This is a genomic window from Amycolatopsis sp. NBC_00438, from assembly GCF_036026695.1.
In the GTDB taxonomy this organism is placed as follows: Bacteria; Actinomycetota; Actinomycetes; order Mycobacteriales; family Pseudonocardiaceae; genus Amycolatopsis.
In genome coordinates, this window is the sequence record NZ_CP107923.1 from 8353821 (window position 1) to 8376763 (window position 22943).

Genomic DNA, 22943 nt, shown 5'->3' on the forward strand with positions numbered 1-22943 from the left:
AAGGGTGGGAACTCCATGAGACAGCGAAGTCTCACAGCACTCGCGCTGGCCGCCGTCCTCGCCACGACGACCGGGTGCACCGTGGAACGCCACTGGGGTGGCAACACGAACACCGGTGGCAGTGGGAAGGCGAAGGTCGGCCTGGTCACCAAGACCGACACCAACCCGTACTTCGTCGCCCTGCGCGATTCGGCGAGAGCCACCGCGCAGGCCAACGGCGCCGATTTCAGCGCCCTCGCCGGTCAGTTCGACGGCGACAACGACGGCCAGGTCCGCGCCATCGAGAACCTCGTGCAGCAGGGCGCGAACACCATCCTCATCACCCCCAGCTCCTCGACCGGCGTGCTGAAGGCGATCAAGGACGCGCGCGACGCCGGGATCCTGGTCATCGCGCTCGACACCGCGACCGAGCCGCCGGACGCCGTCGACGCCACCTTCGCCACCGACAACTTCGCGGCCGGCCAGCAGCAGGGCGCGTACGTCAAGGCGGCGCTCAAGGGCGCCCCGCCCAAGCTGCTGATGGTCGACGGCACCGCCGGCAGTTCGGTCGACACCCAGCGCCACGGCGGGTTCCTCAAGGGCATCGGGCTCACCGACGGCTCGCCCGAGATCAAGGGGCACACCGCGGCCAACGGCGACCAGAGCCTCGCCCAGCAGGGCATGGAAAACCTGCTGCAGCGCACCACCGACATCAACGCCGTCTACTCGATGAACGAGCCGATGGGCCGCGGCGCGAACGCGGCGCTGAAGGCCCGCGGGCTCACGAACCAGATCGTGATGGGCTCGATCGACGGCGGCTGCGAAGGCGTCCAGAACGTCAAGGACGGCCTCTACGCCGCGACCGTCATGCAGTTCCCCAAGAAGATGGCCGAACAGGGTGTGCTCGCCGCCGTCGAGTACGCGAAGACCGGCAAGAAGCCGACCGGCTTCGTCAACACCGGGTCCGCTGTGATCACCGACAAGCCGCTGCCCGGAGTCGAAAGCCACGACACCGCGTGGGGCCTGCAGAACTGCTGGGGAGGCACGAAGTGACTACGGCCACCGTCACCCGTCCATCCACAAAGGAACGCGAGTCGCTCGGCGAGTTCCTGCTCCGCGCCCCCGCGGTCGGCCCGGCGCTCGCCCTGATCGTCGCGATCGTGGTGTTCTCGCTGTCCACGGACACCTTCTTCGACCTCGACAACCTCTCCACCGTCGTCCAGCAGTCGCTGGTCGTCGGGACGCTCGCGCTGGGCCAGACGCTCGTCATCCTCATCGCGGGCATCGACCTGTCCAACGCGTCCTCGATGGTCGTCGCGACGCTGATCATGGCGAAGCTCGCCGCGGCCGGCACGAACGGCTTCGTCGCGCTGCTGGCCGGTGTCGCGCTGACGATCATCGTCGGCATCTTCATCGGCGGGCTCGCGACGCGGATCAAGCTCCCGGCGTTCATCATCACGCTCGGCACGTTCACCATGCTCACCGCGGTGTCCAAGCTGATCGCCGGCGGCCAGGCCGTGCCGGTGACCGACGGCCTGCTGCAGTGGCTCGGCACCAAGCGCTACCTCTTCGGCGGCATCCCGATCACCTACGGCATGACGCTGGCGCTGCTGATGTACCTCGGCGTCTGGTACGCGCTGACAAAAACCGCGTGGGGCAAGCACGTCTACGCGGTCGGCAACGCGCCGGAGTCCGCGCGGCTGTCCGGTATCAAGGTCAACCGCACGGTCCTGTCGGTGTACATCGTGGCGGGCCTCGCCTTCGGCCTCGCCGCGTGGCAGGCGCTCGGCCGGACGCCGAACGCCGACCCGAACCAGTTCCAGCTCGGCAACCTCGACTCGATCACCGCCGTCGTCCTCGGCGGGACGAGCCTGTTCGGCGGCCGCGGTTCGGTGCTGGGCACGCTGATGGGCGCGCTGGTCGTGGCGGTGCTGCGATCCGGGCTGACGCAGATGAACGTCGACGGCAACTACCAGGACCTCGCCACCGGGGCGCTGCTCATCGCCGCGGTCGTGGTGGACCGGATCGCGCGGAGGCAGCAGTCATGACCGAACCGATCCTGCAGGCCCGCGGCCTGGTGAAACGCTACGGCCGGGTGACCGCCATCGACGGTGCCGACTTCGACCTGCTCCCCGGCGAGGTGCTCGCCGTCGTCGGCGACAACGGCGCCGGGAAGTCGTCACTCATCAAAACCCTTTCCGGGGCCGTGATCCCGGACGAGGGAGAGGTCAAAGTGGACGGTGAGACCGTCCACTTCAAGTCCCCTTTGGACGCCCGGCAGTACGGGATCGAGACGGTGTACCAGGATCTCGCCGTCGCACCCGCGCTGGACATCGCGTCGAACATGTTCCTCGGCCGCGAGAAGCGCATCGGCGGCGCGTTCGGGTTGTTCCGCAAGCTCGACACCGCCACCATGCGGAGTGAGGCGCAGCGGATCCTCGACGAGCTGGGCATCAACATCAAGTCGATCACCCAGCTCGTGGAGACGCTCTCCGGTGGCCAGCGCCAGGGTGTCGCCGTCGCGCGGGCGGCGGCGTTCGGCACCAAGGCTGTGATCATGGACGAGCCCACCGCCGCGCTCGGCGTCGCCGAGTCCGGCAAGGTGCTCGACCTGATCGGCCGGATCCGCGACCGCGGCCTGCCGGTGGTGCTGATCAGCCACAACATGCCGCACGTGTTCGACATCGCCGACCGCATCCACGTGCACCGCCTCGGCAAGCGCGTCGCGGTCGTCTCGCCGAAGACGCACTCGATGAACCAGGTCGTCGGCCTGCTCACGGGGGCGTTGCGGCTCAACGAGAACGGCGAGATCGAAGAGGCGGCTGCCGCGACACATGTGGCCGGCTTGAAATGAGGGTGCTGCTGGCGGGTCTGTGCACCGTGGACGTCGTCCAGCGCGTCGCCGAACTCCCGGCCCCGGGCGAGAAGGTGCAGTCGCTGCAGGTGGACGTCGCGGCCGGGGGGCCCGCGACGAACGCCGCGGTGACGGCCGCCGCGCTCGGGGCCGAGGCGACGCTGCTGACCGTCCTCGGCGCACACCCGCTGGCGGCGCTCGCCCGCGCCGACCTCGAAACCCACGGCGTCAAGGTCGTCGACCTGGCCCCTGACCACCCCGACCCGCCGCCGGTCAGCGCGGTCGCCGTCCGCGACCGCGACGGCGAACGCACAGTCGTCTCCCGCAACGCCGAAGACCGCACTTTCCTAGGGAAAGATCCGTTTTTTGGGGCTGGCGAGGTTGGTGGGGCTGATGTGGTGTTGGTCGACGGGCACCTTCCGGAACTCGCGCTGGACGTCGCGAAGGCGGCCAGGGCAGCTGGCGTGCCGGTCGTGCTCGACGCCGGGAGCTGGAAGCCCGTGCTCGACGAACTGCTCCCGCTGGTCGACGTCGCCGCCTGCTCCGCGCACTTCCGGGCGCCGGAACCCGGCCTCCACCAGCGGGGTGTGCCGACCGTCATCACCACCGCCGGCCCTGGTCCGGTGCGGTGGTCGACCGCCGACGGCGCTTCGGGAGAGGTGCCCGTGCCGGCCGTCGAAGCGCGGGACACACTAGGTGCGGGAGACGTCTGGCACGGCGCGCTCGCCGTCGCCGTGGCGCGAAAACTCACGGTGACGGGCCGGATCCGCTTTGCCAACGAGGTGGCCGCCGAACGGGTGCGGTTGGTGGGACCGCGGTCTTGGACGACCGCGATCGCAGGAAGGAACAGGACATGACGGCGTTCGACGATCTGCTCGCCCGGGCCGAGGGACTGACCGTGCGCGGGCAGCGCAACGTACTCGGCATCATCGGCGCGCCCGCGTCCGGCAAGACCACGCTGGCCTGGGCGCTGGCCAACGCGCTCGGTTCGCGCGCCGCCGTGGTCGGGATGGACGGCTTCCACCTCGCGCAGGTCGAGCTGCGCCGGCTCGGCCGCGCCGAGCGCAAGGGCGCGCCGGACACCTTCGACGCGGCCGGCTACTACCACCTGATCCGCCGGCTCGCCGAAGGCCGCGAGACGGTGTACGCGCCGGAGTTCCGCCGCGAGATCGAAGAGCCGATCGCGGGCGCGGTCGCGGTCGCGCCGGAGGTCCAGCTGGTCATCACGGAGGGCAACTACCTCCTGCTGCCGGACGACCCGTGGAGCGCCATCCGGCCGCTGCTCACCGAGGCCTGGTTCCTCGCGCCGGACGAGCCCGAGCGCATCGAACGGCTGGTGTCGCGCCACCGCCGGTACGGCCGTTCGCTCGTCGAGGCGCGGCAGCGCGCCCTCGGGTCGGACCAGCGCAACGCCGACCTGATCACGCAGACGCGGGACCGCGCGGACCTCGTGCTGGAGAACCTTCCGCTGGTCAACTTCGCGCTGTGAGCGTCCTGATCGTCACCGGCGGCAGCCGGGGGATCGGTGCCGCCATCTGTGAGCTGGCCGCGTCGCGGGGTTACGACGTCGTGGTCAACTTCTCAGGTGATCCGGCGCCCGCGGAAGAGGTCGCGGCGAAAGTGCGGGCCCTCGGCCGGCAGGCGCTGGCGGTCCGCGCGGACGTCTCCGCCGAGGACGACGTGCGTGCGCTGTTCGACGCCGCCGCAGGCCTCGGGACGGTATCCGCGCTGGTCAACAACGCCGCCATCACCGGAAACACCCCCGGCCGGCTCGACGAGTACGAGGTCGAGGTGGTCCGGCGGACCCTCGACGTGAACGTCACCGGCGTCTTCCTCTGCTGCCGCGAGGCGGTCCACCGGATGTCGACGCGCCACGGCGGCGCGGGCGGCGCGATCGTCAACATCTCCTCGACGGCCGCGCGCACCGGCTCGGCCGGGGAGTGGGTGCACTACGCCGCGTCGAAGGCCGCCGTCGACACGCTGACCTTCGGGCTCGCCCAGGAGGTCGCCGGCGAGGACGTCCGGGTCAACGCCGTCGCGCCCGGGATGATCCACACCGGGCTGCACGAGGCGGCCGGACTGCCGGGCCGGATGGCGAAGTACGCCCCGCAGATCCCGATGGGGCGCGCCGGCCAGCCGCACGAAATCGCCGAAGCCGTGCTCTGGCTGCTGTCGCCGGCGGCGTCGTTCACCACCGGAGCGGTGCTCGACGTCGGTGGCGGTCGGTGATCGGCCGGGTACGGTACGATACGTCGATCTGACCGTCCGTCACCGTTGTCCGCGTACTGGGACGGCCGGAGACGGCGAGATCACGATTGTCCCGGGAACTTGGTCACCGACGTTTTGCCAAGCGAACGCTGTGCAACTCTGGGGAGCCGCCACGCGAAAGGACGGCTTCGAAAGCCATGGCAAAACTCATGTCCGTGCACCACCTGGCGCTGACCGTGACCGACGTCGACCGCAGTGTGCCGTGGTACGCCCGGGTCCTGGACCTCGAGGAGGTCACCCGGCGCGAAGAGCCGGACACGGGACTGCGGAAGGTCGTGCTGCGCTCGGCCGGGGACGAGTTCTCCGTCGTGCTGGTGCAGCACGCCGACACCGGCAGACGCGGGTTCGACGAACGCCGGACCGGTCTGGACCACGTCGCGTTCAAGGTGGGCTCGGCGGCCGAGCTGGCCGAGTGGGAAGACCGGCTCGCCGAGTTCGGCGTCTCCTACGTGCCGGCCGCGCCGTCCCGCACCTTCGAGGGATCCCGGGTGGTCGTGTTCCGCGACCCCGACGGCATCCAGCTGGAGATCTGGGCCGACCCCGAGCTGTGAGTCACGCTCGGGCGTCGTCGGTCTCCTCGACCTTTTCGATGGGCCGGCGCATTTCCTGGCGGTAGCGCAGCACGCCGTACGCGGTCCCGAACACGAAGAACGCGACGCTGGCCCAGAGTGCGGCCGTCTTCAGCCACGGCAGGACGTCCAGCAGGCCGGCGCCGTAGTAGCCGAGCAGCACGAGCGTCGGTACCCAGAGCAGGCCGCCGAGCGCCGTCGCCAGCATGAACCGGCGCGGATCCATCCGGGCGGCCCCGGCGATGAGCGGCGCGAGCGTGCGGATCCACGGGATCCACCGCGCGGCGACGATCGCGAAGAAACCCCGGCGGTCCAGGAACTCCTGCGCGCGCTCGAGGCTCTGCCGGTTGAGCACCTTCCCGTCGCGGCGCGCGAGCAGCTTGGAGCCACCGGTGCGCCCGATGTAGTACCCGATCTGGTTGCCGAGCACGGCGACGATCAGCGCGGCGCCCGACAGCAGCCACGCGTTCAGGTCCGAGCCGTGCTGGGCCAGCACCACGCCGGCGCCGAACAGCAGCGAATCACCGGGCAGGAACAGCCCGATGATCAGCGCGCATTCCACGAGCACGAAGCTCAGCACGATCACCCAGACGAGCAGGGGCCCGGCGGTGTCCAGCCAGCTCACGCCGACGCCCGCGGCCTCGATGCTCACGACGTTCACACGACGAGCCTACGTGGCCGAGGTGAACGCTCCGCGGCCAATGACCGAATCGAGCTCTCCGGGATATTCACCTCGTACGAACCGTGAAGGCCCCCTCACCAGCGGTGAGGGGGCCTTCGACGCGGTGGCTCAGAACTGCGGCAGTGACTCGCCCTGCACCGCTTCGACGTCCAGCTCGACCTTCACCGTCGTGCCGACCGCCGCGACGCCCGCGCGGACCATCGCGCTGTAGTTGATCGCGAAGTCGTTCCGGTGCAGCGTCGTCTCGGCGTGGAACGCGACGCGCACGCCGCCCCACGGGTCCGGGCCCCAGCCGCCGTAGGTCAGGGCGAGCTCGATCTCGCGGCGCTCGCCGTGCAGCGTGAGGTCGCCGACCAGGGTCCACGAGTCCACGCCGTGCTGGCGCATCCCGGTGCTCACGAACGTGATCACCGGGTGCACGTCGACGTCGAGGAAGTCCGGCGACCGCAGGTGGTCGTCGCGCATCCGGATGTTCGTGTCGATGCTCGCCGCCTTGATCTCGGCGTGCACCGACGACCGCTCGGCCGGGCGGCCGATCTCGATCCGGCCGGACACGTCCGGGAACCGCGCCTTGATGCTCGCGATGCCCAGGTGGCGGGCGGTCGCGACGACCGACGAGTGCATCGGGTCGATCACCCACGGCCCGGCGGGCGGCAGGTCGATCGCCTCGGCGACCGGGGCCAGTACGACGTCGCCGAGCGAGCCGGAGCCGTCCGAGGCGATCTGCGCCATCCGGGCGACCGGGGTGTACCCGGCCGCTGTGACGACCGCGGTGTAGGTGCCCGGCGCGAGCGCGTCGGTGGCCACCTCGCCGCGGACGTCGGCCGCCTGCCGCGAGACCTGCCGCCCGGCCGGGTCGGTCACGGTGAGCACCGCGTGCTCCACCGCCCAGCCCTCGGCCGTGCGGAGGGTGGCGCGCAGGCCGGTCATGACCGGTCGACCAGCTCGTCGAGGGCCTGGTCGTAGCTCAGCCGGACGTCGTGGTCCGCTTCGCCGCCGGTCAGCTCCACCTGGCTGGTCGCCGGCGGGTAACCGCTCGCGACCACGGTGTACGCGCCCGCGGGCAGGTCGCTGACCACGTACCGGCCTTCACCGTCGGTCCGGGCCACGGCGGCCACGTTGCCTTCGGCGTCGAGCACGGTGATCCGCGCGTCCGGGACCACCCGGTCGCCCTCGGTCCGCGCGGTGCCCGCGAGGAGCACCGAGCTGGCCAGTTCGACGTCGTGGCGCAGCACGCCGCTGTCCGGCACGGTGAGCGTCACCGCGACGGGCCGGTAGCCCGGGCCGCTGGCGACCAGGGTGTAGGCCCCGGCGCCGACCCCGACGAAGGCGTAGGTGCCGTCCGTGGTCGTGATGAACGCGCCGTTCACCTCGCCGCGGCTGTCGGTCAGCGTGACCGTGACGTTCGCCAGGGGCGAGCCGGTCGCGGCGGCCTTGACGGTGCCGGTCAGCTCGCCGGACCCGGTGAGCGTGACGTCGACCGTCGCCGGCCCGTTGCTGATCACGACGCTGGAAGCCTGCGGCTGGTGGCCGTGGGCCGACACGATCAGGACGTAGGCGCCCGGACCCTGGCTGGGCACCGAGTAGCTGCCGTCGCCGGCCCCGGTGGCCCGCGCGACCTGGCGGCCGCGCTGGTCGATCAGCGTGAGCGCGGCGCCCGGGACGTGGCTGCCGTCCTGGCGGCGCACGTGCCCGACCACCGGCACGCCACCCGCGTTGACGGGGGTGTCGAGCTCGGCGTCCGAGATCGAGTTCGTGATCGGCAGCGCGCCCGACACGGCCTGGTAGTCACCGTGCCCGTTGCTCAGCGCGTGCTTCCCGCCGCCCACGAGCGCCGGTTCGCGGTCGAGCGGGCGGACCGGCTCGACGATCTCGGTGGGAGCGTCCGCGAAGTCCTCGGCTTCGGCCTCGTCGAGGAACGCTTCGCCGCCTTCGACGGCCGCCGCGGCGGGGTTCATCCCGGCCAGCGGGATCTCCTTCATGAACAGCAGCACGATCGTGGCCAGCAGGGCCACCGCGCCCGCGACGTAGAACACCGTGGTGATCGACTCGGTGAAGCCGATCAGCACCGGGGTCTTGATCGCCTCGGGCAGGTCCTGGATGCCGCTGGTGTTCTCGGACAGGTTGCCGATCCCGGCACCCGCGCCGGCCGGCAGCTTGCCGCCGAACGCCTTGGTGATGTTCGGGCCCAGCGTGTTGAACAGGATCGTCAGGAAGATGGCGACACCGGCGGTACCACCGATCTGGCGGAAGAACGTCGCCGACGCGGTCGAAGCGCCCATGTCACTGCGCGGGCCGGCGTTCTGCACCGCGATGACCAGCGTCTGCATGCACTGGCCGAGACCGAGGCCGATGATGGCCGCGGCGACCAGCGGGTGCCACAGCGCCGAGTTGTACTCGACCTGCGCGAAGAAGAACGCGCCGATGGCGATCAGCAGGGTGCCGAGGATCGGGAAGATCTTGTAGTGCCCGGTCTTCGACGTGATCCGGCCGGAGACGATCGAGCTGGTCATGATGCCCGCCATCAGCGGCAGCATCAGCAACCCGGACTCGGTCGGCGTGTAGCCCTGCACGACCTGCATGAATTGCGGGATCATCGTGATCGCGCCGAACATCGCCACACCGACGATGACACCGCCGATGATCGCGACGGTGAACGTCGAGTTCTTGAACAGCCGCAGCGGGATCAGCGCGGCGTCCTTCATCATCCGCTCGATCAGGATGAACGCGATCACGCCGACGCCGCCCACGACGTAGCAGAGGATCGCCTTGCCGTCGCCCCAGCCCCACTTCTGGCCCTGCTCGGCGACGATCAGGAACGGCACGACCGCGACGACCAGCGACAGCGCGCCCCACCAGTCGATCTTCTGGTCGTGGCGCTCGTGCGGCACGTTCAGCACCTTGGCGACGACGAACAGCGCGATGACGCCGATCGGGACGTTGATCAGGAAGACCCAGCGCCAGCCGGCGATGTCGTAGCCGAAGAAGCTGCCCAGGGTGTCGAAGCCGGCGAAGAAGCCGCCCAGCACCGGGCCGAGCACGGTGGAGAGGCCGAACACGGCGAGGATGTAACCCTGGTACCGCGGGCGTTCCCGCGGCGGGACGACGTCACCGATGATGGTCATGGCCAGCGACATCAGACCGCCGGCGCCGAGGCCCTGGACCGCGCGGAACGCGGCGAGCTCGTACATCGACTGCGAGAACGTCGAGGCCAGCGAACCGGCGACGAAGATGGTGATCGCGGCCAGGTAGAACGGCTTGCGCCCGTAGATGTCGGAGAGCTTGCCGTAGATCGGCGTGACGATCGTCGAGGTGATCAGGTACGCCGTGGTGGCCCACGCCTGCAGGTCGAAGCCGTGCAGGTCGTTGGCGATCTTGACGATCGACGTACCGACGATCGTCTGGTCGAGCGCCGCCAGGAACATGCCGCACATCAGGCCGCTCAGGATCGTGACGATCTGGCGGTGGCTCAGCTGCGGCAAGGCCTTCGACGGCAAGGGCAGATCGGGTTTTTCGACGGTGGTGCTCATGCAGTGGCCCCCTTGGCCGGTGCAGCGGTCGGCGCCTGCGCGTCGGCCAGCTGTGGAGAGTGTGTCTCGATACCTGTGTTCAGCCGGCCGAAGAGCCGATTGAGGTTCTGGCGGTCCTCTTCCGACCAGTCCTCGAGCACTTCGGCCAGCCACTGATTGCGTTGCTTGCGGTTCTCTTCGAACACCCGGAGGCCCTCGGCTGTCGGCGCGAGCAGGCAGGCCCGCCCGTCCTCGGGGTCGGCCTGGCGCTCGACCAGGCCGTGCTGGACGAGCGAGCTCGACTGCCTGCTGATCGTCGAGATCTCGGCGTGCAGCGACTCGGCCAGCCGGCTGGTGCGCTGCGGGCCCTCGTGGATGAGAGTGAAGAGGATCGCGTAGGCCGCCCGCTCGATCCCGTCCGGTCCCTGCTTGGAGACCTGGGACTTCGCCTTGTTGATCAACCGGATGAAGCGCACGAGCTCATGGCCGAGCGAGTCGGCCAGGTCCAGTTCGGCCTTCGGCCGGGCTGCTGCTGAGCTGTTCGGTGCCATGGTTGATCCTCACGCGGCTTTGGTTGGCGGCTGCAACTAGTTGCCTCAGGCAAGGATGTGCCTTTACGGACGGTTGTGCAAGCGAGGACCTGCTCGATGTGTCACAACACACTTTAGTTGCCGTATGCAAGCAGATTTCCGCGCCCCGGTTTGTCGCTTCTGCGCGGTTCGGTGGCCCTGAGCTGCACTTTCAGGTGACACTCGGCCGTGGCGAGCGCGTCCTCCGCCCTGCGGAACAACGAGAGCGGCGACGGGTTGGAAAGGGTATGACCGACGACACAGCGTTGAGGGATTTCATCACCACGCACCGCCACGGCGTCCTGGCGACCATCCGCCGCGACGGCCGGCCGCAGCTGTCCACCATCACCCACCTCTACAACCCGGAGACGGACACGATCACCGCGTCCATCACCGAAACCCGGGCCAAGACGAAGAACATGCGCCGCGACCCGCGGGTCACCTACCACGTGGGCAGCGAGGACGGCTGGAGCTACGTGGTCGCCGAAGCCCGCGCGGAACTGACGCAGCCGGCTGCCGCGCCGGACGACGCCACGGTGGAAGCCCTGGTCGGCTACTACCGCCGCGCGGCGGGCGAGCACCCGGACTGGGACGAGTACCGCGAGGCGATGGTCACCGACCAGCGCGTCCTGCTGACCTTGCACTTCGACAAGGTCTTCGGCGTGATCCGCTGACCCCCGGCCCGCTGGTCTTCGAGGTGGATTCGAAAGAAGATTTCCGCAGTGCGGACTATTCGGGCTTACCATGAGGTCATGAGCGACGAAGCTTTGGTCACCCGGCTGCGTGAACTGCTCGGCAAGAGCGCCGTGCTCACCGACTCCGACGTCACGGCGTCGTACTCGCGCGACATGATGCCGCTCGCGCCCTCCGGGAAGCCGCTGGCCGTGGTGCTGCCCGAGAACACCGAGCAGGTGCAGGCCGTCGTGAAGGCCTGTGCCGCGGCGAAGGTGCCGATCGTGCCTCGCGGCGCCGGGAGCGGGCTGTCCGGCGCCGCGAACGCCATCGACGGCTGCGTCGTGCTCGCGCTGACCAAGCTCAACGAGATCGTCGAGATCGACGCCGGGAACCGGCTGGCCGTCGTCCAGCCCGGGGTCGTCAACCTGGACTTCCGCAACGCCGTCGAGAAGCACGGCCTCTTCTACCCGCCGGACCCGTCCAGCTACGACTGGTGCACCCTCGGCGGCAACCTCTCCACCAACGCCGGCGGTCTCTGCTGCGTGAAGTACGGCGTCACCACCGACTCCGTCCTCGGCCTCGAGGTCGTCCTGGCGGACGGCGAGATCCTCAGGACCGGACGCCGGACCGTCAAGGGCGTCGCCGGCTACGACCTCGCGCGCCTGTTCGTCGGCAGCGAGGGCACGCTCGGCGTCATCACCCAGGCGACCGTGCAGCTCAAGCCGCTGCCGCAGGCGCCGGCGACGTTCGTCGCGGGCTTCACCAGCACCGAAGCCGCCGGTGAGGCCGTCGCGCGCGTCGTCCGCGAAGGCCTGGTGCCGTCGCTGCTGGAGATCATGGACGCGTCGTCGATCAAGGCGTCCGAGGCCTACCTCAAGACCGACCTCGGCGCGGGCTCCGACTGCCGGGCCCTGCTGCTCGGCCAGTCCGACGCCGGGGGCGAGGTCGCCCGCCGCGAGCTGGCCAAGCTGGAGCAGATCTGCGTCGACTGCGGGGCCGACCTCGCGTACACCACCGAAGACCTCGAAGAAGGCCGGATGCTGCTGCAGGCCCGCCGGGTCGTGCTGACGGCCCTGGAGACCTACGGCCTCTGGCTCACCGACGACGTCTGCGTGCCGCGCACGCGCATCGCCGAGCTCATCCGCGGCTGCGAGAAGGTCAGCGAGGACGTCGGCCTGCGGATCGCCGTGGTCGGGCACGCCGGCGACGGCAACATGCACCCCACGATCGTCTACCAGCCCGACGACCCGGACGAGTTCGCCCGCGCCCAGCGCGCGTTCGACGAGATCCTCGAGATCGGGCTGGCCCTCGGCGGCACGGTGACCGGCGAACACGGCGTCGGCAAGATCAAGCGCGAGTGGCTGGAACGCGAGATCGGCCCGGTCGGGATGCGCGTCCACCGGCAGATCAAGGGGGCCCTCGACCCGGAGAACCTGTTCAACCCGGGCTCGATGTTCTCGATGACCTGATCCCGTGGAACGGCGAAGGGCCCTCACCGCCGACCGGTGAGGGCCCTTCGCCGTTTTCGGGAAAGAGTCAGTCCTTGATGCGCGGGATGCGCTGCGTGACCTCGGGGTCGGACGACGCCATCGTGGCCGACGCCTTCTTCTCGCGGCGCGCCTTGAGGTACTCGATCACGATCGGGACCACCGAGACCAGCACGATCAGCACGAAGATCGAGTCGACGTTGTTCCGGATGAAGCCGATGTTGCCCAGCAGCGAGCCGAGCACCGTGATGCCCGCGGCCCACAGGATGCCGCCGATGACCGTGTACGTGAAGTAACGCTTCGGATCCATCCGGCCGATGCCGGCGATCCAGGTGATGAACGTCCGGACGAAGGGCACGAACCGGGCCAGCACGACCGCCTTGGGGCCGTGCTTCTCCAGGAATTCGTGCGTCTTGTCGATGTACTCGCGCTTGAAGAACTTCGAGTCCGGCCGGTTGAACAGCTTGGGCCCGGCGAAGTAACCGAGATAGTACCCGACGACGTTGCCGAGCAGTGCCGCGACCGTGACCAGCACACACACCAGCCACAGCGAGGCGTCGAGGGTGCCGTTCGCGATGAACAGACCGGCGGTGAACAGCAGGGAGTCACCGGGCAGCACCGGGAAGACGCTGCTCTCGATGAAGATGATCAGGCACAGCACCGCCAGGACCGGGGTCGTCAGGCCGCTCAGCAAGTGCTGCGGGTCCAGCCATGACGGCAGCAGCGACATCGTGTTGACCGTGCTCTGGGCGAGAATCACCTCAAAAACGGTACAGGGTCACCCTGAGTGCCTGATAAGACCCGTTCAGACCAGGGTGAGCAGGCCCACCACGGACCCCGCGGCGAGGCCCAGCAGGACCGCCAGCATCAGGATCCAGTACGCCGGGAGCTGCGCGCCGGACGACGCCGGCTGCCGGAAGGTCTCCGGCTCCGGGCGCGGGGTGAACGTCGTGGCCGCGTCGGCGTCGACGGCGTCCAGCGCCGCGCGTTCCCGTTCGAGGGAGTCCGCGCTGGCCCCGGAGAGCAGCCCGTACGCCGAGGGCAGCTCGGCGGGGGTGGCCAGCGCGTCCGTGGGCACGGCGTCGGTACCCGGCTCGGAATCCCGGGCCGGGGCGGGTGACACCTGCGGGGCGAAGACAGCTTGCGCGCGAAGGGCGTCCGCCAGCAACTGCTCGGGGTCCTTCGGCTCGCTCATCCCGCCCGTCTCCTCGAAGTTGAAAACTAGGTGCTCAAGGTAGCCGTTCCCACCTCGGCGACCCATTGTCCCCGGCGCAGCACCTTGGCCGGCCGCAGGTCCGTGTCGAGCACCACGACGTCGGCCACCTTGCCGGGCGTCAGCGAGCCCGTGCGGTCGGCGATGCCGAGCAGCTCGGCGGGCCGCAGCGACGTGGCGTGCACCGCGTCGAGGATCCCGAGTTTCGCACCGTTGACGAGGTTGCGGAAGGCGGTGTCCATCGTCAGGGTGCTGCCGGCCAGCGAGCCGTTGTCCGCGAGGGTGGCGACGCCATCGTGCACGTCGACCTCGAGGCGGCCCAGCGTGTAGCGGCCGTCGGCGGCGTCGGTGGCCGACATCGCGTCGGTGATGAGCACCGTCCGGTTGCGGCCGGCGTGCTTGGCGGCCAGCCGCACCACGGTCGGGTGCAGGTGCACCAGGTCGCAGATGAGCTCGATGGTGATGCGCTCGTCGTCCAGCAGCGCGCCGATCGGGCCGGGCTCGCGGTGGTGCAGCGGGCGCATGCCGTTGAACAGGTGCGTCGCGACGCTCGCCCCGGCGTCGATCGCCGGCAGCAGCTGCTCCTCGACGCCGTCGGTGTGCCCGATGGCGGCGATGACGCCCGATTCGGCCAGCTGCCGCACGGCCTTCACGCCGCCGTACAGCTCGGGGGCGATGGTGACCATCCGGATCGCGCCCTGGCCGGCCCGCAGCAGCTTGTCGACCGTGCCGGTGTCGGGCTCGAGCAGCGTCTGCGGGTCGTGCGCCCCGCAGCGGGCCTTCGAGATGAAGGGACCCTCCAGGTGGATGCCCGCGACCTCGCCGTCCTGGACGATCTCACGCAGCGCGGCCACCTGCTCACACAGGATGTCGATCGGATCGGAGACCAGGCTGGCGAGCATGGTCGTGGTGCCGTGGCGGCGGTGCGCCCGCACGGCCGTCAGCAGCTCCTCGGGATCGAGGGAGGTGAACGAAGCACCTCCCCCGCCGTGGCAGTGGGTATCGACGAATCCAGGCACGACCAGTGCCCCGCCGACGTCCACGTGCTCGCCGGACGGCGGGGTCCCCGAACCCACGCCGGCGATCCGCCCGTCGGAGACGGCCAGCCAGCCGTCGTCGAGTACACGGTCCGGGGCGGCGACCCGGCCGCCCATGATCACGAAATCTCCGGCGCCTCTCACGCACCCCAGCATATATTGGTCTGGACCAAGCATGGTGATACGACTCAGTGATCGGGATGGTCCACCCGGGTCACTGTGGGGCCTGCATGGCCTTCTGGAGGGCCTCGAGCGCCCGGCTGGCGGTCGACTTGACCGTACCCTTGGAGATGCCTGCGGCCTCAGAGATCTCGGCTTCGCTCAGCCCGCCGTAGTACCGCAGCACCAGCACCTCGCGCTGGCGGGGCGGCAGCTTGGACAGCGCGCTGACCACGGCCTGGTGCTCGCTGGAGAGCATCGCGAGGCTCTCCGCGGACCGCGCGTTGACCGCGTGCGGCGGCACGTACTCCCGGGCGGTCTTGCGGCGGCGCAGCACGCTGCGCGACCCGTTGACCACGGCGGTGCGCAGGTAACCGACGGCGGCCGCGGCGTCACGCAGCCGGCCCCAGTTGCGGTGCAGGCCGGTGAAGGCCTCCTGGACCACGTCTTCCGCCGTCGCGGGCTCGTCCACCAGCAGAATCGCCAGCCGGACCAGCCGCATCCGGTGCTGGCGGTAGAGGTCTTCGAGGTTCAGCGGCGCCGGCGTCTGCACCGGCGCCGGCCCGTCCATGACCCGCAAGTGGCCGAGGGTCGCCTCGACACTGCGTTCCGCATTGCCTTCGAGCATGAACCCCTGCCTGTCCTCGACCCCGGTTTGCACGGTGTGCCGCGTCAGCAGGTTCACGGTATTCACAGCGCTCACACAGGTACTGACGCACACCTAGCCTATCGGGTTGGCCCCGCGTCGCCAGCGTTCGGATGCTGGGACACAGAGTAGCGTCGGTCGCATCCCGCCCTTCCGAGCACGGAGATCCACATGGCCTGGTACCTCGTCGAAATCACCTACGTCCAGGAGAAACTGCAGGAGGTGCGGCCGCGCCACCGCGAGTTCCTGGCCAAGCTCGCCGAAGAGGGCCGCGTCGCGGTCGCCGGACCGCTCGGCGACGGCACCGGCGGCGTCACGCTCTACCAGGCCGACGACGAGGCGCACCTGCAGGAGACGATCGGCAAGGACCCGTACTACCTGGAAGGCGTCATCGCGCAGCGGTCGGTCCGCGAGTTCAAGCCGGTCATCGGCGCCTGGGTGCCCGAAGGCTCATAACTCCAGCGTCGCGGGGCCGCGGTCGACGCAGAGCCGCATCGACCCGCCGCCGGCCGCCGGCACCGCGCAGGTCCCGCAGAAACCCTGGCGGCACGAGTACGGCGTGTCGGGCAGGACCTCGCGGACGACGTCGAGGGCGGACCGGTCGCCCGGGACGTCCAGCACCCGTCCCGAGCGGCGCAAAGTCAGCCTGAACGGCTCTCCGGCGACTATCGGCGGCGGGGCGAACCTTTCGAAGTGCACCGCGCCCGTGGTCAGGGCCAGGTCGACCCGGACGCCGGTGATCATCGGCACCGGGCCGCAGCAGTACACCGAAGCGCCGTCGGGCATGCCGTCGAGGAGCTCGGCGCCCGAGGCCGGGATGCCGTACTCGGTGTCCGGGCGGATCCAGGCGCGCTCGTAGGCCGCCAGTTCGTCGACGAACGGCATCGACGCGCGGCTGCGGCCGGTGTAGACCAGCCGCCAGTCCGCTCCGCTCGCGGCCACTTGGCGGACCATCGGCAGGATCGGCGTGATGCCGATACCGCCGGCGATGAACAGGAACGGTCCCTCGCCGACGAGCGGGAACGCCGTCCGCGGCCCGCGCACGACGACCCTCGTGCCCGGTGTCAGGGCGTGGACCTCGGCCGACGCAACGCCGATCTTCCGCACGGCAATGCGGTAATGGTCCTTTTCGGACGGGTCGCCGCAGAGGGAGTACTGCCGCACCCGGCCGGACGGCAGCACGAGGTCGATGTGCGCCCCCGGCCGCCAGCTCGGCAGCGGCGCGCCGCTCGCCAGGCGCAGGCTCACGACGCCCTCGGCTTCGGGGCGAACCGCTTCGACCGTCAATGGCAGGTCCCGGTCGACCGCGCGCACCGGCGGCCGCCGCTTCCCGCTGACCTGCGAGAGCCGGCGGTACACCCCGACCACCCCGACCATCGCGGACATCAGCCGGTCGGTCCGGTCGCTGCCGTCCAACCGGGTCGGCCGCCCAAGTCCGGCACTTTCACGTGAAAGCGCCCACCTGGGGGCGGCACTTTCACGTGAAAGTGCCGCTTTCGGCTCGGTCACCTCGGTGCGTCCGCCGCCCGCGCGGCCGGTGAACTCGCCAGGTAGGCCACGGCCTGCTCGGTGTTGCCGGTCTCGGTCGGGTGATACGACTTCCGGAAGTACGGCCGGATCTCGCGCAGCAGCTCGCGCCCGGTCGGCAGCAGGCCCTTCTTCGCCGCTCGGCGATAGCCCCGCAGTGACGCGCGGCCCGGGCGTGTCGGGTCGTTGCGCATCAGGAACCGCGTGCCGCGGGCGAACACCCAGGCCAGCACCGGCGTCACCGCGGCCATGCTGCGCACGCGGCGGGTGTAGCGGCCGTCGAGGTGCGTGAACAGGTCGTAGGCGACCGACCGGTGTTCGACTTCTTCCGCGCCGTGCCAGCGCAGCAGGTCGAGCATCACCGGGTCGGCGCCGGCTTCGGCGAGCGGCGCGTCGAGCACCCACTGGCCGAGGAACGCCGTGTAGTGCTCGATCGCGGCGATGATGCCGAGCCGTTCGATCAGCCACTCCTCGGCGGCCTGACCGGTGAGGTCGCGGTCGCCGAGCAGCTTCCGGAACAGCCACTCCATCTGCGCGATGTACGGCCGGACGCGCACGCCGGCGGCTTCGAGGTGCGCCGCGGCACCGTCGTGGGCCTCGGCGTGGACCGCTTCCTGGCCGATGAAGCCGAGGACGTCCTCCTTGAGCCGCTCGTCGCGGATCAGCGGCACGGCCTGCTTGAACACCTCGACGAACCAGCGCTCGCCCTCGGGCAGCGCGAGGTGCAGGACGTTGATGGTGTGCGTGGCCTGCGGTTCGCCGGGGATCCAGTGCATCGGCAGGCTCGTCCAGTCGAACTTGACGTCCCGGGCGTGGAGGACGACCTGTTCGTCCGTCATGACGCGCGCCCGGAAAGCTCGTAGTCGGCGGGGTCCACCTTCCGCGTCTCCAGCCAGTAGCGCCAGGTGAAGCCGGGCCAGATGGTCCGGTTCACGCCCTTGGCGTCGAGGTACCAGCTCTTGCAGCCACCCTGCGTCCAGACGCCCTTGACCAGCTTGTCCTGGATGTCCTGCTGGAACTTGTCCTGCACACCGGGCCGGACGTCGACCGCGGCGGCGCCGCGCGAGTCGGCGAGCTTGATGGCGTCGACGACGTACCGGGACTGCGACTCGATCATGAACACGACGGAGTTGTGGCCCAGCGCGGTGTTCGGGCCGAGCAGGAAGAACAGGTTCGGGAAGCCGGAGACGGTGATGCCCTTGTGCGTCTGCATCCCTTCGGCGGCCCACTCCTTGGCCAGGTTGCGGCCGTCGACCCCGGTGATGTCCAGGTACTCCAGCGCGTCGGTGACCTTGAACCCGGTGCCGTAGACGATCGCGTCGACCTCGTGCTCCACACCGGCGCTGTCGACGATCGAATGCGCCTTGACCTCCTTGATCCCGGAGGTGTTCACGTCGACGTTCGGCCGGTCGAGCGCCGGGTAGTAGTCGTTGGAGATGAGGACGCGCTTGCAGCCCATCGTGTAGTCCGGGGTGACCTTCTTGCGCAGCGCGCGGTCCTTGATGCCCTTGGTGATGTTCCGCTTGGCGATCAGCTCGCCGGCCTTCATGACGCCCGGGTGGCCGTTGAAGCCGATGGCGCGGGCTTCGAGGAGCCAGTAGAGCGCGTTGCGGTAGGCGCGCTGGGTGCCGGGGACGCGGCGGAACAGCGTCTGCGCCCACTCCGGCATCGCGTGGTCGGGCTTGGGCATGATCCACGGCGGCGTCCGCTGGAAGAGCGTCAGCTCGGCGACGTCCGGGGCGATCTTCGGGACGAACTGGACCGCGCTGGCGCCGGTGCCGACGACGGCGACGCGCTTGCCGCGCAGGTCGTACTCGTGGTTCCACTGCGCGGAGTGCCAGGTCTGGCCCTGGAAGTTCGCGATCCCGGGCAGCTCGGGGACCTGCGGGATGTGCAGGCCGCCGACGCCGGAGACGAGGAACTGCGCGGAGAACTCCCGGCCGTCCTTGGTCGTCGCCGTCCAGCGGCGCTCCCGCTCGTCCCAGTGCGCGCCGGTGAGCTCGACGCCGAAGCGGATCTTCTCGCGCAGCCGGTACTTGTCCGCGACACCCTTGAGGTAGTCGAAGATCTCCGGCTGCGGCGAGAACGACCGCGACCAGTCCGGGTTCTGCTCGTAGGAGAACGAGTACATGTGCGACTGCACGTCACAGGCGCACCCGGGGTACGAGTTGTCGCGCCAGGTGCCGCCCACCTCGGTGGCCTTCTCCAGGATCACGTAGTCCCGGATGCCGGCCTTTTCGAGCTGGATCGCCTGGCCGAGCCCGGAAAATCCGGTGCCCACGATCACGACCTTGAACCGCTCGGTCATCTGTCGGCCTCCGCTGCGCTGGGGGTCTGCCGCAGATGACGTTACCTCAAGTAACAGTTACTTGGAAGTACTACCTACCCGCTAGTACGTCCCGCCGAGCTTCGTGTGGTCCCAGCTGACGATCTTAGTCGGCCGGAAGATCAACCCGACCCGCTTGGGGGCCTGACCTGCGATGAAGCCGCTCAGCTCGGACGGTACGGGGTCGCCCGGCTTGGCGCCCGCGTAGCGCTGCATGAGCGTGATCCCCATCCGGGTGACTTCTTCGGTGTCCTCGACGAGTTCGACGTCGGCCTCCAGCGAGACACCGCGGAGCTTCTCGTAGCTTTCGCCGTCCTCGATGAGCACGGTCGCCTCCGGCAGCCGGCGCAGGTTCTTGGCCTTCTGCGACGTGCCGTAGGTCCAGGTCGCGACGCCGTCCTCGTGCGGGTAATACCAGAGCGGCGCGAGGTGCGGGCGGCCGTTCGGGCCGACGCTGGCGACGTTGATGACCTTCTGCTCGGCGAAGAACCCGCGGACCTCGTCCTCGGTCATCCTGATCTGGTCGCGACGTGACATCCGCAGCTCCTACGACTTCGTCGTGGCCGCGCGGCCGCCGTGCCCGGTGACCGCGGACTCGAACGCGCCGCGGGCCTCGATGTCGGCGAGCGCGGCCTTGTCCGCCGAAGGTACCCGGCTGCGGGACCCGAGTTCGATGATCGGCGGCAGGAACGCGCGGATCAGCTTGAGGCCGCCGACCCAGCGCGGCACGTGGATCGTCCGGCCGCGCTTGAGGATCCCGGCTTCGAGGTCGTCGAGGGCGACGTCGAGCGGGTAGGTCTTCCCGATCAGGCCGGGCATCGACGAGCGGAGCTTGCCGAACACCGGGTGCGCGTCGGCGCTCTCGACGAGGTCGGTGCGGATCCACGTCGGGTGCGCGACGCCGACCTTGACGCCCAGGTGGGCGACCTCGGCGCGGAGGCTGTTGGCGAACGCCTCGACGCCGGCCTTGGCCGCGGAGTAGTTCGCCATGCCCGGCGCGTGCGTGATCGCGGCCAGGCTCGAGATCGCGAGCAGGTAGCCCTTGCGGTCGATGACGTGCGGCAGCGTGACGCGGAACGTGCGCCAGACGCCGAGCAGGTCGACCTCGATGACCTTCTCGAACGCGGCCCGGTCGACCGAGCGGACGAAGCCGGCGGTCGCGATGCCGGCGTTCGCGATGACGATGTCGATCCCGCCGAAGTGCTCGACGACACCGGCGGTGGCGGCCTCCAGGGCGTCCCAGCTGGTGACGTCGGCTTCCCAGGATTTCGCGTTCGGCCCGATCCGGTCGGCGACCTTCTGCTGCTCCTCGGCTTCGAGGCCGACGAGGGCGACCTTCGCGCCGCGCGCGGCGAGGCGTTCGGCCAGCCCGGCACCGATGCCGCGGGCCGCGCCGGTGATCAGGACGACTTTGCCGTCGACCTTCTTGGTGCTGCCGCTGAGCAGCGAAAACGGGTTGGCCACGGTGCCCTCCTGGACGTCGCACGTCGCTTCTGAAGGGCACCGTACCTCAACTTACCCGCAGTAAGCTACCCGATAGTAGGTGTCACTTTCGCAGGGAAAGTTACGTCGTCAGGGCCTCGGGACGCATCTTTCATAGGGAAAGTGACGCTACTTCGTCTGTAGTCAGGTCGAGTGCTACTGACGCGATCAGGTCTGTCAGTTGCTCGGGGGTTCGGGCGCTGGCGATCGGCGCGGCGACCGTCGGTTGAACCCGCAGCCAGGCCAGCGCCACCGTGGCGACCGAGACGCCGTGCGCCTGCGCGACCTCGTCGAGCGCCGCGAGCACGCGCTCGCCGTGGGCGTCCAAATAGGACGACGCGCGGGCGGCGCGCGGGCTGTCGACCGTTTCGTCCTTCGAGCGGTACTTGCCGGTGAGGAAACCCTTGGCGAGAGCGAAGTACGGCAGGGTGGCCAGCCCTTCGCGGGCGACGAGCGGCGCGAGGTCCTGTTCGTAGTCGCGCTCGACCAGGTTGTAGTGCGGCTGCAGCACGGCGAACCGCGCGAGGTTGTTCTTGTCCGAAGTGGACAGTGCGTCGGCGAGGCGTTCGGCGCTGTAGTTGGACGCGCCGAGGTGGCGGACCTTGCCCGCGCGGACCAGCGCGTCGAACGCGGTGAGCGTCTCCTCGAGCGGGGTGTCCGGGTCGTCCCGGTGCGCGTAGTAGAGGTCGATGTGGTCGGTATGCAGGCGCCGCAGGGAGTCCTCGGCCGCGGCCTGGATGTTCTTGGCCGAGAGACCCGGCCGGCCGTCCCACATGCCGACCTTCGTCGCGACGACGACGTCGTCCCGGTTGCCGCGCGAGGTCAGCCAGTTGCCCAGGATCTCCTCGGAGCGGCCGCCACCGCCGTAGAGGTCGGAAGTGTCCACGAAGTTGCCGCCGGCCGCGGTGTAGGCGTCCAGCACGGCGAAGGACTGCGGCTCGTCGGCCGTCCAGCCGAAGACGTTGCCGCCGAGGTTGAGCCCGTACACGTCGAGGTCGGTGTTGCCCAGCTTGGTCATGTCACCACGCTAGCTTTCCCACGAACTGGGAGGGTGGGAGGAAAACGGCCGTCCCACGCGTTGGAGTGTTCCATGGCAATCGAACTGGGCAAGCTCGGAATCTGGCGGTACCACGGGAACGTCGACGCGAAGTTCGCGGCCGACGCGGAGGAGCTCGGCTACGGCGCGATCTGGCTGGGCGGCTCACCCGGCGGCGACCTCGCGTACGTCGACGAACTGCTCGCCGCGACGGACTCGCTGGTCATCGCGACCGGCATCGTGAACATCTGGCAGGACGAGCCCGCGGACATCGCGAAGGCCTACCACCGGATCGCCGGGAAGTTCCCGGACCGCTTCCTGCTCGGCGTCGGCGCGGGGCACCGCGAGGCGACCAAGGAGTACAAGAAGCCGTACGCGGCGCTGGTCGACTACCTCGACGGCCTCGACGCGGCGGACGTCCCGGTCGAGGGCCGGGCGCTGGCCGCGCTGGGCCCGAAGGTCGTCAAGCTGTCCGGCGACCGCACGGCGGGCGCGCACCCGTACCTGACCACGCCGGAGCACACCCGCGACACCCGCGGGATCCTCGGCGCGGGCAAGCTGCTGGCCCCGGAGCACAAGGTCGTCGTGTCGACCGACGCCACCGAAGCGCGCGCGATCGGCCGCAACACGGTGAAGTACTACCTCGGGCTGTCGAACTACGTCGCCAACCTGCGGAAACTCGGTTTCACCGACGCCGATCTGGAGGGTGAGGGCAGCGACCACCTGATCGACGCGCTGGCCCTGCACGGCGACGCGGAGACGGTGGCCCGCGGCCTGTCGGCCCACCTGGAGGCGGGCGCGGACCAGGTGGTCGTCCAGGTCCTGAACGAGGACCCGTGGCCGGCCTACCGCGCGCTGGCTTCCGAGCTGCGGTGACCCTCGTCCGGCCGCCGGTTCGCGGCGGCCGGACGCACTCCTTCTGAAC

Annotated in this window: 25 protein-coding genes; 11 read left to right on the top strand and 14 right to left on the bottom strand. The window is 69.8% G+C overall.

Annotation, left to right across the window (positions count from 1 at the left end; all coding sequences use genetic code 11):
* Positions 1-15 precede the first annotated feature (15 nt).
* The 7 genes from OG494_RS38160 to OG494_RS38190 all read left to right on the top strand — a co-directional run bounded on the left by OG494_RS38160 (position 16) and on the right by OG494_RS38190 (position 5652).
* Entirely contained in the window at positions 16-1032 is a 1017-nt protein-coding gene (locus tag OG494_RS38160) for a substrate-binding domain-containing protein (RefSeq protein WP_328447121.1), read from the top strand.
* Positions 1029-2027 (top strand): ABC transporter permease, encoded by a 999-nt coding sequence (locus OG494_RS38165; protein ID WP_328447123.1) that lies wholly within the window; start codon positions 1029-1031, stop codon positions 2025-2027. The genes OG494_RS38160 and OG494_RS38165 overlap by 4 nt, the downstream gene beginning before the upstream one ends.
* Positions 2024-2833 carry an ATP-binding cassette domain-containing protein gene (locus OG494_RS38170; RefSeq protein ID WP_328447125.1) on the top strand — a complete coding sequence of 270 codons (810 nt, stop codon included), beginning with the start codon at positions 2024-2026 and terminating at the stop codon, positions 2831-2833. The genes OG494_RS38165 and OG494_RS38170 overlap by 4 nt, the downstream gene beginning before the upstream one ends.
* Positions 2830-3690: a PfkB family carbohydrate kinase gene (locus tag OG494_RS38175; RefSeq protein WP_328447127.1), complete on the top strand. Its 861-nt coding sequence runs from the start codon at positions 2830-2832 to the stop codon at positions 3688-3690. The genes OG494_RS38170 and OG494_RS38175 overlap by 4 nt, the downstream gene beginning before the upstream one ends.
* Complete coding sequence (locus tag OG494_RS38180; RefSeq protein ID WP_247059300.1) at positions 3687-4322, top strand: nucleoside/nucleotide kinase family protein; 636 nt, start codon at positions 3687-3689, stop codon at positions 4320-4322. The genes OG494_RS38175 and OG494_RS38180 overlap by 4 nt, the downstream gene beginning before the upstream one ends.
* Entirely contained in the window at positions 4319-5062 is a 744-nt protein-coding gene (locus OG494_RS38185) for an SDR family oxidoreductase (RefSeq protein ID WP_328447129.1), read from the top strand. The genes OG494_RS38180 and OG494_RS38185 overlap by 4 nt, the downstream gene beginning before the upstream one ends.
* 176 nt (positions 5063-5238) lie before the next feature.
* The gene (locus OG494_RS38190) at positions 5239-5652 is read left to right on the top strand and encodes a VOC family protein (protein ID WP_328447131.1); all 414 of its coding nucleotides are present in this window, start codon (positions 5239-5241) and stop codon (positions 5650-5652) included.
* 1 nt (position 5653) lies between these two features.
* Here the strand turns inward: OG494_RS38190 and OG494_RS38195 are convergent, their stop codons facing one another.
* The 4 genes from OG494_RS38195 to OG494_RS38210 form a co-directional block, all read right to left on the bottom strand.
* On the bottom strand, positions 5654-6331 hold the full coding sequence (locus OG494_RS38195; RefSeq protein WP_328447133.1) for a DedA family protein: 678 nt from the start codon (positions 6329-6331) through the stop codon (positions 5654-5656).
* A gap of 129 nt (positions 6332-6460) precedes the next feature.
* Positions 6461-7282: a YceI family protein gene (locus tag OG494_RS38200; protein ID WP_328447135.1), complete on the bottom strand. Its 822-nt coding sequence runs from the start codon at positions 7280-7282 to the stop codon at positions 6461-6463.
* On the bottom strand, positions 7279-9882 hold the full coding sequence (locus tag OG494_RS38205; protein WP_328447137.1) for an MFS transporter: 2604 nt from the start codon (positions 9880-9882) through the stop codon (positions 7279-7281). The genes OG494_RS38200 and OG494_RS38205 overlap by 4 nt, the downstream gene beginning before the upstream one ends.
* The gene (locus tag OG494_RS38210; protein ID WP_328447139.1) at positions 9879-10412 is read right to left on the bottom strand and encodes a MarR family winged helix-turn-helix transcriptional regulator; all 534 of its coding nucleotides are present in this window, start codon (positions 10410-10412) and stop codon (positions 9879-9881) included. Before OG494_RS38210 ends, OG494_RS38205 begins: the two co-directional genes overlap by 4 nt.
* Positions 10413-10678: 266 nt before the next feature.
* Here OG494_RS38210 and OG494_RS38215 point away from each other — a divergent pair, with 266 nt between their 5' ends.
* Together OG494_RS38215 and OG494_RS38220 are read left to right on the top strand one after the other, a co-directional pair.
* Positions 10679-11104 (top strand): PPOX class F420-dependent oxidoreductase, encoded by a 426-nt coding sequence (locus OG494_RS38215; RefSeq protein WP_328447140.1) that lies wholly within the window; start codon positions 10679-10681, stop codon positions 11102-11104.
* A gap of 78 nt (positions 11105-11182) precedes the next feature.
* Positions 11183-12574, top strand: a complete 1392-nt coding sequence (locus OG494_RS38220; protein WP_328447142.1) for an FAD-binding oxidoreductase — start codon at positions 11183-11185, stop codon at positions 12572-12574.
* 67 nt (positions 12575-12641) lie between these two features.
* Here OG494_RS38220 and OG494_RS38225 read toward each other — a convergent pair whose 3' ends face one another.
* The 4 genes from OG494_RS38225 to OG494_RS38240 form a co-directional block, all read right to left on the bottom strand.
* Positions 12642-13352: a DedA family protein gene (locus tag OG494_RS38225; RefSeq protein WP_328447144.1), complete on the bottom strand. Its 711-nt coding sequence runs from the start codon at positions 13350-13352 to the stop codon at positions 12642-12644.
* A gap of 45 nt (positions 13353-13397) precedes the next feature.
* A complete protein-coding gene (locus tag OG494_RS38230) occupies positions 13398-13787 on the bottom strand; it encodes a hypothetical protein (RefSeq protein WP_328447146.1) in 390 nt (129 codons plus the stop codon).
* Positions 13788-13813: 26 nt separating this feature from the next.
* Positions 13814-14965, bottom strand: coding sequence for an N-acetylglucosamine-6-phosphate deacetylase (gene nagA, locus OG494_RS38235; RefSeq protein WP_328459148.1), 1152 nt, complete (start codon positions 14963-14965; stop codon positions 13814-13816).
* Between the two features lie 91 nt (positions 14966-15056).
* Positions 15057-15629: an RNA polymerase sigma factor gene (locus OG494_RS38240; RefSeq protein WP_247063810.1), complete on the bottom strand. Its 573-nt coding sequence runs from the start codon at positions 15627-15629 to the stop codon at positions 15057-15059.
* Between the two features lie 189 nt (positions 15630-15818).
* Here OG494_RS38240 and OG494_RS38245 point away from each other — a divergent pair, with 189 nt between their 5' ends.
* Complete coding sequence (locus OG494_RS38245; protein ID WP_328447151.1) at positions 15819-16103, top strand: YciI family protein; 285 nt, start codon at positions 15819-15821, stop codon at positions 16101-16103.
* Here OG494_RS38245 and OG494_RS38250 read toward each other — a convergent pair.
* The 6 genes from OG494_RS38250 to OG494_RS38275 form a co-directional block, all read right to left on the bottom strand.
* Positions 16098-17033, bottom strand: a complete 936-nt coding sequence (locus OG494_RS38250; protein WP_328447153.1) for a PDR/VanB family oxidoreductase — start codon at positions 17031-17033, stop codon at positions 16098-16100. The two genes, OG494_RS38245 and OG494_RS38250, sit on opposite strands and share 6 nt — an antisense overlap.
* Positions 17034-17152: 119 nt before the next feature.
* Complete coding sequence (locus OG494_RS38255; RefSeq protein WP_328447154.1) at positions 17153-18013, bottom strand: metal-dependent hydrolase; 861 nt, start codon at positions 18011-18013, stop codon at positions 17153-17155.
* The gene (locus tag OG494_RS38260) at positions 18010-19482 is read right to left on the bottom strand and encodes a flavin-containing monooxygenase (RefSeq protein WP_328447156.1); all 1473 of its coding nucleotides are present in this window, start codon (positions 19480-19482) and stop codon (positions 18010-18012) included. The genes OG494_RS38255 and OG494_RS38260 overlap by 4 nt, the downstream gene beginning before the upstream one ends.
* A gap of 81 nt (positions 19483-19563) precedes the next feature.
* Entirely contained in the window at positions 19564-20037 is a 474-nt protein-coding gene (locus tag OG494_RS38265; RefSeq protein WP_328447157.1) for a pyridoxamine 5'-phosphate oxidase family protein, read from the bottom strand.
* A 9-nt stretch (positions 20038-20046) separates the two neighbouring features.
* Complete coding sequence (locus OG494_RS38270) at positions 20047-20964, bottom strand: SDR family oxidoreductase (RefSeq protein ID WP_328447158.1); 918 nt, start codon at positions 20962-20964, stop codon at positions 20047-20049.
* A gap of 130 nt (positions 20965-21094) precedes the next feature.
* The gene (locus tag OG494_RS38275; protein ID WP_328447159.1) at positions 21095-22000 is read right to left on the bottom strand and encodes an aldo/keto reductase; all 906 of its coding nucleotides are present in this window, start codon (positions 21998-22000) and stop codon (positions 21095-21097) included.
* Between the two features lie 72 nt (positions 22001-22072).
* On the opposite strand from OG494_RS38275, the gene OG494_RS38280 reads away from it, so the two are divergent.
* Positions 22073-22894 carry an LLM class F420-dependent oxidoreductase gene (locus OG494_RS38280; RefSeq protein WP_328447160.1) on the top strand — a complete coding sequence of 274 codons (822 nt, stop codon included), beginning with the start codon at positions 22073-22075 and terminating at the stop codon, positions 22892-22894.
* Positions 22895-22943 lie beyond the last annotated feature (49 nt).